The organism is Streptomyces sp. NPDC033229 (genome assembly GCF_055576875.1).
On the sequence record NZ_JBVIQR010000110.1, the window covers coordinates 1 to 6,925 of the forward strand.

Here is a 6,925-nt window from a genome sequence, read left to right on the forward strand (position 1 = left end):
CCTGCGAGTACTTCCTCGGTGGCGCCACTTCTTCCTCGTTCCCTGTTCCAGGCGATCCTATTGGACACCTGTCCGAGAACTTCGAGGCACCTCAAGTACGTCGCCGATCAGCTCCAGCAGCGCGGACTCGTCGTTCAGGACCCGCCGCGACAGGAGGCGCTCTCCTTGCGCGTCGATCACCACACAGTGGTGATGTTCCTTGCCGATGTCCACCCCGGCCCAGATCTCGGGCACGGCTACCTCCGTCAGCTCGTCGTCCAACAGCAGTCCCGCAGACGACCTCGCCGACGTTGTCCTACACAGCGATCGAGTCGCGTATCCCAATTAGCGGTCGAGTCGTCGCGGGGCTCCAGGCGGCCAAGTTCTTTGAGCCATCGGACGGCGACAAGCTCACAGCCATACCCAGAACCCCCGGGCCCTGCCGATCCTACGACTGACCGACGCAGGCCCACGCTTGGAAGGTAGGACAAGCTCAGCGCACGGGAAAACCCAGAGCGGTAGCAACCTTCGCGTAGTCCTGGGCTGGCCGTGAGTTGGGGGAGAGGATCGGAACGGCACACTCGTTCCGGTAGACCTTGGTTGCCACACCTGACCAGCGCACGGGGGGCAGCAAAACCTCCCCGTACTCTTCCTTGAGTTCGTTGAACGTCTCCCAGTGCTCTTCGGTCCCGAATGAGGCAGTGGGAGCCGCGCAAGCCATCACGTACTTCATTCGGGGCCTGATCCCGCGCCGCTGGTATATGCGGCGCTCGCTGATCTCCCCGAGCTTCTTCTCCAGGCGGACCAGCGCGTCAGCCTCCTTGTACGTGCACAGCACCGGCGGGATCACCGCCCCCTCGGTCGCGTGGTCCAGCAGCACGAGGGCAGTAACGGTCAGACGCCCGTAGGTGGCCGGAGGATCGACAAGAACCGCGTCGTACTCCTCACCAAGGTCGTCCAGGCCATCCTTGAGCCAAAAGACGTTCCCGTCCTCCGCATTGAGGATCCGCTCCGCATCGTCGATATCCGGGTGATCGAGATTGCCGGGCGCGAGGTACACGTTCGGGATGAACTCGAAGGAGCTGTCCCCGTCACCTTCCGGATCCACGCGGTACCGCGCCTGGACGATAACGTCCTTCAGCTCGGCGTCGTCCGCCATCACGTCGGTAATGCTCATCTGCCCGCCCCGGAAGGGCCGGCGGCCCAGAACACGGGTAGCGTTGCACTGCGGGTCCAAGTCCACGACCAGGACCCGGTAGCCACGCAGCCCCAACTGGGCGGCCAGAGCCGTCGTCGTGGACGTCTTGGCTGTTCCGCCCGCCTTGAGAGCGAAGATGAAAATCTTCCGGTCCTTGGTGACACCATCTTGTGTCGGGAACGTGGTGGCTGTGCTGGTCATGTCTTCTCCGTGGAGGCTGTGGCGCAAGGCCAGTGATTCCAGCCGGTTGCCTGCTGTGCCTGCCGCTTCTCCCACTCGGAGAGCTGGTGCGCGCCCCGGCTGGTGGCGAGGAACATGACGTGCGCGACATCGCGCTCGTCCCAGCTACGTTGCGGCTGGGAGACTCGCAGTTCATCCGCGGCGAGACCGATCGCGAAAGCAGCGCGGTGCATCAGGTTAGCGTCACCGGTCGCCGCTACGGACGCGAAGTACTCAGCGGGCCGCTTCGTGCCCGCGGGCCCCTTCTGGAGCCCAGCCAGCCACTCATACGCCTTCGCCGCAGCCTGCTTCCACTCGTTCGGATGGAGCGCCACCGTAACGAGCCGTGCGCTGGCCTCGGACGCCTTGGCGAACTTGTCTGCCGCGAGCAGCCGTCGGCAGGCCACATCCCGCATCTCGGCAGCCTCCCTCCACGGGTCATTGAGCGCGACGTCCGGCGACGCCCCAGCCTCCGGGACAGCGGCTGCTGCGGCAGCCGGCTCCGGGACCGTGCCCGGCTTGAGACGTACGGCTGGTTCCGTTGCCGGTTTCCCGCGGGAAACCGGCAACGGAACCAGGGCACCCCCGTCGTGCCGCCGCGGGACAGCAAGGTCAACACCAGAGGGGGGAGTGCTCTGCAGAGCCAGCCGGTTCCGCGCAGCCTCCACCGAAACCCCCTGCTCCCGCATCAGCCTGAACGCCTGAAGCTGCAGCTGGTGGGCGCCGGGGGAGTCCTTCGCCCCGTTGATGTCCCTGACCAGGGAGAGGGAGTAGCCGGAACGCAGCGACAGACAGCCGGTGTGGAGCGCTTGCTGGATCTCCTCAGGCAACCTCAGCAGCGCCAGATACTTCGACACCGTGCCCGCGGCATAGCCCGCCCGAGCCACCACCTCATCGAAGTTGAGAGCCCGGCCACCGTCCGCATGGACACGCTGCCGCAGCAAGTCGATCGACAGAGCCTGCTCGATCGGGGACAACCCGTCCCTGCTGTTGTTCTCGGAAGCCAGCTCTTCTTCGACACGCCGACCACGCGCGAGATCGTCACGCAGAATCACAGGCATCACCCGACCCGTGGCCAAAGCGGCGGCGTGACGACGGTGGCCCGGGCCGAGCACGAACTCCCTCCCGGGGAACTCTACGCGGCCCGCCCACTGCGGATAGCACTCCATGAACAGCCTGGTGTGCATGACGACGCCCGGCGTATGGACCCCACGAGCCCCTACATCCGCGATCATCTCCTCCATGTTCCGCAACTCACGCCGGATGACTCTGTTCATCGGATTTGGCGAAATGGCCCGGGGATCGAGTTCCAGGAGCTCACCGTCTTCCGGCGGGAGCGTATGGATATCCGGGCCCTTGCCCCCGAGGCCGGCTTTCTCGCGGTCAGCTTTCAGTATTCCGCCACTGACTTCGCCCTTCCGCTTCCGCTTCGGCCGGGGCAACGGAGCTGTCATCGTTCCTCCGAGATGTGCACGGACGTCGGAGAGAACCATAGCTTCCAGCCTCACCACTTGCCCCTGATAAAAAGAGGCTGCCCTGGTGACGTGCACTGCCGAGGAACTGCTGTATGTTGACAGCCGCTTGTGCGGGCGTCGTCTCAAAAGACGGTTCACGCGTCGCCAACAGTGGCGGGTGTCGGCCAGGGGGGGCGTGCCAGCCGGTAGGCTCCGGTGAAGGCGGCGCTCTCACCAGCTATCAGCCCCCCGACTGCCTTGCGCAGGATCGGTAACAACCGACCTGCGACGTGGTTGAAGAAACCGCAAGGTCCGCAATCACAAGGTCGTCGCGGCCACTGCGCTTGAGGCCGCTGAGGCCCAGCACACCGCTGTTGCTGGGGAGAAGGTCGCCGCCGCGGTGGTGGAGAAATCGGCGAGGGCGGAAATGGCCCTCGACGAGGAGATCGCCGAGGCCGACACCCTGATCGAAAGCCGGTTGCACGACCATCCGCACGCCGAGGTCATCCTGAGCTTGCCTGGCGTCGAGCTGTCCTGGGCGCCGAGTTCATCGCCCATACCGGCGGCGGCATGAGCGTTTTCGGCACCTCCGACCGCCTCGCCGGTGTCGCCGCCTGGCTCCTGTCCCCAAGGGTTCCGGTCGCATCAGCGGGAACATGCGCCGACCACGGCGCTACTGCCGACGCCTTCTGCGCGTCTTCTCTACGAGCGCAAACGAGCCGAAGGGAAGAGCCACAGGCAAGCCGTCATCGCCCTCGCACGCCGCCGCCTGAACGTCCTGTGGGCACTCATACGCGACGGCTCCCCGATCACCGCACCGCCAAACCCCATCGTGCTGGGCTGAGCCACTCACAGCCAGTCATCAGCCGACCTTGACAACTCCATTGGGAATCCTTTGGAGGCCAGCCGCCATCAGTTTCAGCCCGACGCTGTCGTGGGTGTTGGCGGCGGGAGCCCGACGACCAAGGGCAGTCCGTTCGCATCCGACAGGACGTGCATCCTGGAACCCGGCTTGCCCCGGTCCACGGGGCTCGGACCTGTGAGTCCGCCCCCCTTTTCTTAGCCCGGATGTGGGCGAAGTCGAGGATGACGCGGGTCACGTCGACCAGGCCGGCGTCGTCGAGCCGACGCAGGACGGCCTCGTGCAGCCGACCCCACACACCGGCCCGCGACCAGAGGAACCCGCGGTGCGCCGTCGACTTCGATACCCCGAAGCACGGCGGCAACGCCGCCAGGCACATCCGCTCACCAATACGTACACGATCGCAGCGAACAGAGTCTCATCAGGCGTGTTTGCCGTCCCGCCGCCCTGCGGCCGCACCCGCTCCGGCGGGATCAACGGCTCCGCGATCTCCAACAGCCCATCCGGAACAATCCAACTCAACGAACCCCGCCCCATGTACAGACAACGTCCGCCTCACCACATAGGACACGGTCTAAGCGTCGCGAGACGTCTCGTCGACGCTGCCAGACCTGGGTCAACAAGGCTTTGGAGCGGGTGCCGCTACGGGGTGGTGCCGTCGACGCCCTTCTTGTGCCTGAGGCGGCCGGTCTCGCCTTCGAGGGAAGACCCAAAGATCTTCTTCGTCAGCTGCTGCAGCAGCCCGCCCCAGTCGGTCAGCCTGATCCCGCCGGCCTTCGTGCGGTCGATTAATTGGTCGTCCAAGCCACCCCGGAGCCCCGGCGGGCTTGTAATGACCCTATGCCGATCGGGGTGGTATGGAGCCATCAAGGCTGGCTTTTTTGTTGTTGGGTGGAGTTAGTTGAGTTTGTAAGTGATGTCAGTGGTGACTTTGTCGGTGATTTTGTGGGGTGTCAGGGTGATGGTACCTTTCCCTGCGTAGGTTTCGGTGGGGAGATTCCCAGTGCGTGAGCCAGTTTCGGTGTAGTCGTTGACGGTGACGATGTCGCCGAGGGTGTAGCCGCCGAGCTCTGCGTATTGTTCGGCTTTGGAGCGGGCGTCTTGGAAGGCTTCAGCGCGGGCGCGCTTAAGTAGCGGAGCGTGGTTCTTAAGATCGAATTCCAACCCGTCGAGGCGGACGGCATTGTCGGCGGATTCCATGACGGCTTCGATTACCTGGGCTGCCTTGGCAATATTCCAGACATTCAAGGAGATTGACTGGGATGCCTCGTATCCGCTGATCCGGGAGTCGTCTCCGTCGTCGCTGTAGACGGGCTGGAGCCAGAGGTCTTCGGTGATGATGTCCTGGAGCGTCAGCCCTTGTGCTTTGGCGGCGCTGATGAGGGCTTTGACCGCTGCACCATGGGCTTCGAGGGCTTCTTTGGCGGTGGGCTCTTCGGCATGCACGGTGGTGGAGAGGGTCACTTTGTCGGCTGTGGCTTGCTGGATTCCTTGTCCGGAGACCGAGACGGTGCCGGGGGCGGTGTCGGCTGTGCCTGCGGCCGTAGCCAGGGGAGACATACCGATGAGTAAGCCGACGGTGAGGACAGCCAGGCTGGTGCAGCGTGCCAGGGAGGACGGGGGGCGAAGGCTGGTGACAGACATGAACGTGTTCCTCCTGTGGAATACGGGGGTTACTGATCACATTCCGTCACTGGTGCCCACTATCCAAACCTCCTCACGACCCGTCACTCCTGCGCAGTAGCCCTGTCACCTGCCCTGGCTAATCATTGCGCTCGCGTTGACGTGGGCGTTTCCGCAGTATCCGCTCCCCGGAGCGTATCGGTGGAGCGTCCCGGCTGCTCCGAAGCCTGTTGAGTCGGCACGGAGGGCGGCGGCTGGTGGGCGAAGTAGCGGGCAGGCGGGCGTAATGTCTGGCTGCTTGCCCGCAGGGCGAACGTGTGCGCCAGCACCAGGTGCTGTCCGAGGCCGAGCAGGCGGCTTCCCGGCAGGCGGCACTCGAGCACTGTCCTTGTGATCTGGGATTTTCGGGCAGTTGTAGGCACGGGCCAGACCGGCGCCCTGATCGCGGAACTTCCTGCCGCCGTACTCACCCTAGCTGAACCCCACCATTCAACGCCGACCACAAACGCAGTCGGCCAACCAGCAGCAAAGCACGCACTCAGGCCCAACCCGCCAGCGAGACATGCTCGTTCTCCCACCGCCGCCAACGCCAGCCATACATCATCTGCGGCAATCCCCACGGCTCCCACCTCCTCCTACACCCTCGCAGAGAACTCAATGAGCTTCTGATCGAATAGGTCTCGTTGAACGTGTAGGGGGAGGGGAGGCGGGAGCCGTGGGGATTGCCGCAGATGATGCGGGGCTGGCGTTGGCGTCTACAGGAGTAGTGGCGGGTCTCAGCCTGGTTCCGGGCCCCGGTGGCTCTTGGGCGGGCTGTGCTTGAGGTCGGCGTTGATCAGTTGGTCAGGGTTTGGCTCAGAGCGGGGACGGCGGCAGGAAGCGCAGCTCAGCCTCCCCGGCCTGCGCGGCGGGCCAGGCTCTTGCGTTCTTTGAGCGGTGCGCGGAGTGCTCGTCGGCCGCGAGGTCCGTCAGGGCATTGAGGTGGAGCGGTCGAAGTGTCCGACGAGCCTGTCGGGGAAGCGACGCATCACAGCCGCGCCGAAGGTATGTCCGGCCCTTCGTGCTGATCGCGGACATCGCGTTCACCGAGAACTGAAGTTCCCCCGCGTTTGTGGACACTCGTTTCTTACGCTGCGAGGGTGTGGTCTTGCTCGTGCCGCTGCCGTGTCTCAAGTGGAGTGAGGTAACCCCAGGCGGGGTGCTTGCGCAGGCGGCGACGGTTGTAGAAAGTCTCGATGAAAGTGAAGATCTCTGCTCGGGCGGTGGCCCGGTCGGGCCAGGAGCGGGTGCCAATCTCTTCTTTGAGGACGGCGAAGAAGCTTTGGCCGCGGCGTTATCGTAGCAAGATCTGGTTCGTCCCATGCTCTGCCGAAGGCTCAATCGACTTATCTCGCGGCGGAGTTCAGCTGACGTGTACTCGCTTCCGCGGTCGGAATGGGTGATGCATCCGAGTTTCGGGCGGCCCCGGCCGGCGGCCATGTGCAGGGCGTCGGCGGCCAGGCTGGCCCGGTGGTGGTCGGCCATCGAGTAGCCGACGATTTCCCGGGTCGCGAGATCGAGCCAGGTGGCGAGGTAGAGCCAGCCCTCGCC

At 64.7% G+C, this 6,925-nt stretch carries 5 protein-coding genes and 3 pseudogenes; 1 reads left to right on the top strand and 7 read right to left on the bottom strand.

The features are described from left to right. Positions 1–63: 63 nt before the first annotated feature. From ACZ53N_RS35780 to ACZ53N_RS35790, 3 genes and pseudogenes are all read right to left on the bottom strand, one after another. A pseudogene (locus tag ACZ53N_RS35780) lies at positions 64–234 on the bottom strand (IS110 family transposase); the annotation flags it as partial. Between the two features lie 238 nt (positions 235–472). Further along, entirely contained in the window at positions 473–1,378 is a 906-nt protein-coding gene (locus ACZ53N_RS35785; protein WP_469144915.1) for a ParA family protein, read from the bottom strand. Continuing rightward, positions 1,375–2,889 carry a ParB/RepB/Spo0J family partition protein gene (locus tag ACZ53N_RS35790; protein ID WP_469144916.1) on the bottom strand — a complete coding sequence of 505 codons (1,515 nt, stop codon included), beginning with the start codon at positions 2,887–2,889 and terminating at the stop codon, positions 1,375–1,377. The genes ACZ53N_RS35785 and ACZ53N_RS35790 overlap by 4 nt, the downstream gene beginning before the upstream one ends. 210 nt (positions 2,890–3,099) lie before the next feature. Here ACZ53N_RS35790 and ACZ53N_RS35795 point away from each other — a divergent pair. Next, positions 3,100–3,694, top strand: a pseudogene (locus ACZ53N_RS35795) (transposase); the annotation flags it as partial. A 51-nt stretch (positions 3,695–3,745) separates the two neighbouring features. On the opposite strand, the pseudogene ACZ53N_RS35800 reads toward ACZ53N_RS35795, so the two are convergent. From ACZ53N_RS35800 to ACZ53N_RS35815, 4 genes and pseudogenes are all read right to left on the bottom strand, one after another. After that, positions 3,746–4,249: pseudogene (locus ACZ53N_RS35800) on the bottom strand (transposase); the annotation flags it as partial. A gap of 105 nt (positions 4,250–4,354) precedes the next feature. Next, complete coding sequence (locus tag ACZ53N_RS35805) at positions 4,355–4,516, bottom strand: hypothetical protein (RefSeq protein ID WP_469144917.1); 162 nt, start codon at positions 4,514–4,516, stop codon at positions 4,355–4,357. 93 nt (positions 4,517–4,609) lie between these two features. Next, the gene (locus tag ACZ53N_RS35810; RefSeq protein WP_469144918.1) at positions 4,610–5,356 is read right to left on the bottom strand and encodes an SIMPL domain-containing protein; all 747 of its coding nucleotides are present in this window, start codon (positions 5,354–5,356) and stop codon (positions 4,610–4,612) included. Positions 5,357–6,190: 834 nt separating this feature from the next. Beyond that, positions 6,191–6,925: transposase (locus ACZ53N_RS35815; RefSeq protein ID WP_469144919.1), on the bottom strand; the 735-nt coding region annotated here is incomplete at its 5' end.

Excerpts from the sequence above, each read along its gene's own strand:
- ACZ53N_RS35810 (WP_469144918.1), bottom strand. The coding sequence starts at position 5,356 with ATGTCTGTCACCAGCCTTCGCCCCCCGTCCTCCCTGGCACGCTGCACC.
- ACZ53N_RS35785 (WP_469144915.1), bottom strand. The coding sequence starts at position 1,378 with ATGACCAGCACAGCCACCACGTTCCCGACACAAGATGGTGTCACCAAG.
- ACZ53N_RS35790 (WP_469144916.1), bottom strand. The coding sequence starts at position 2,889 with ATGGTTCTCTCCGACGTCCGTGCACATCTCGGAGGAACGATGACAGCT.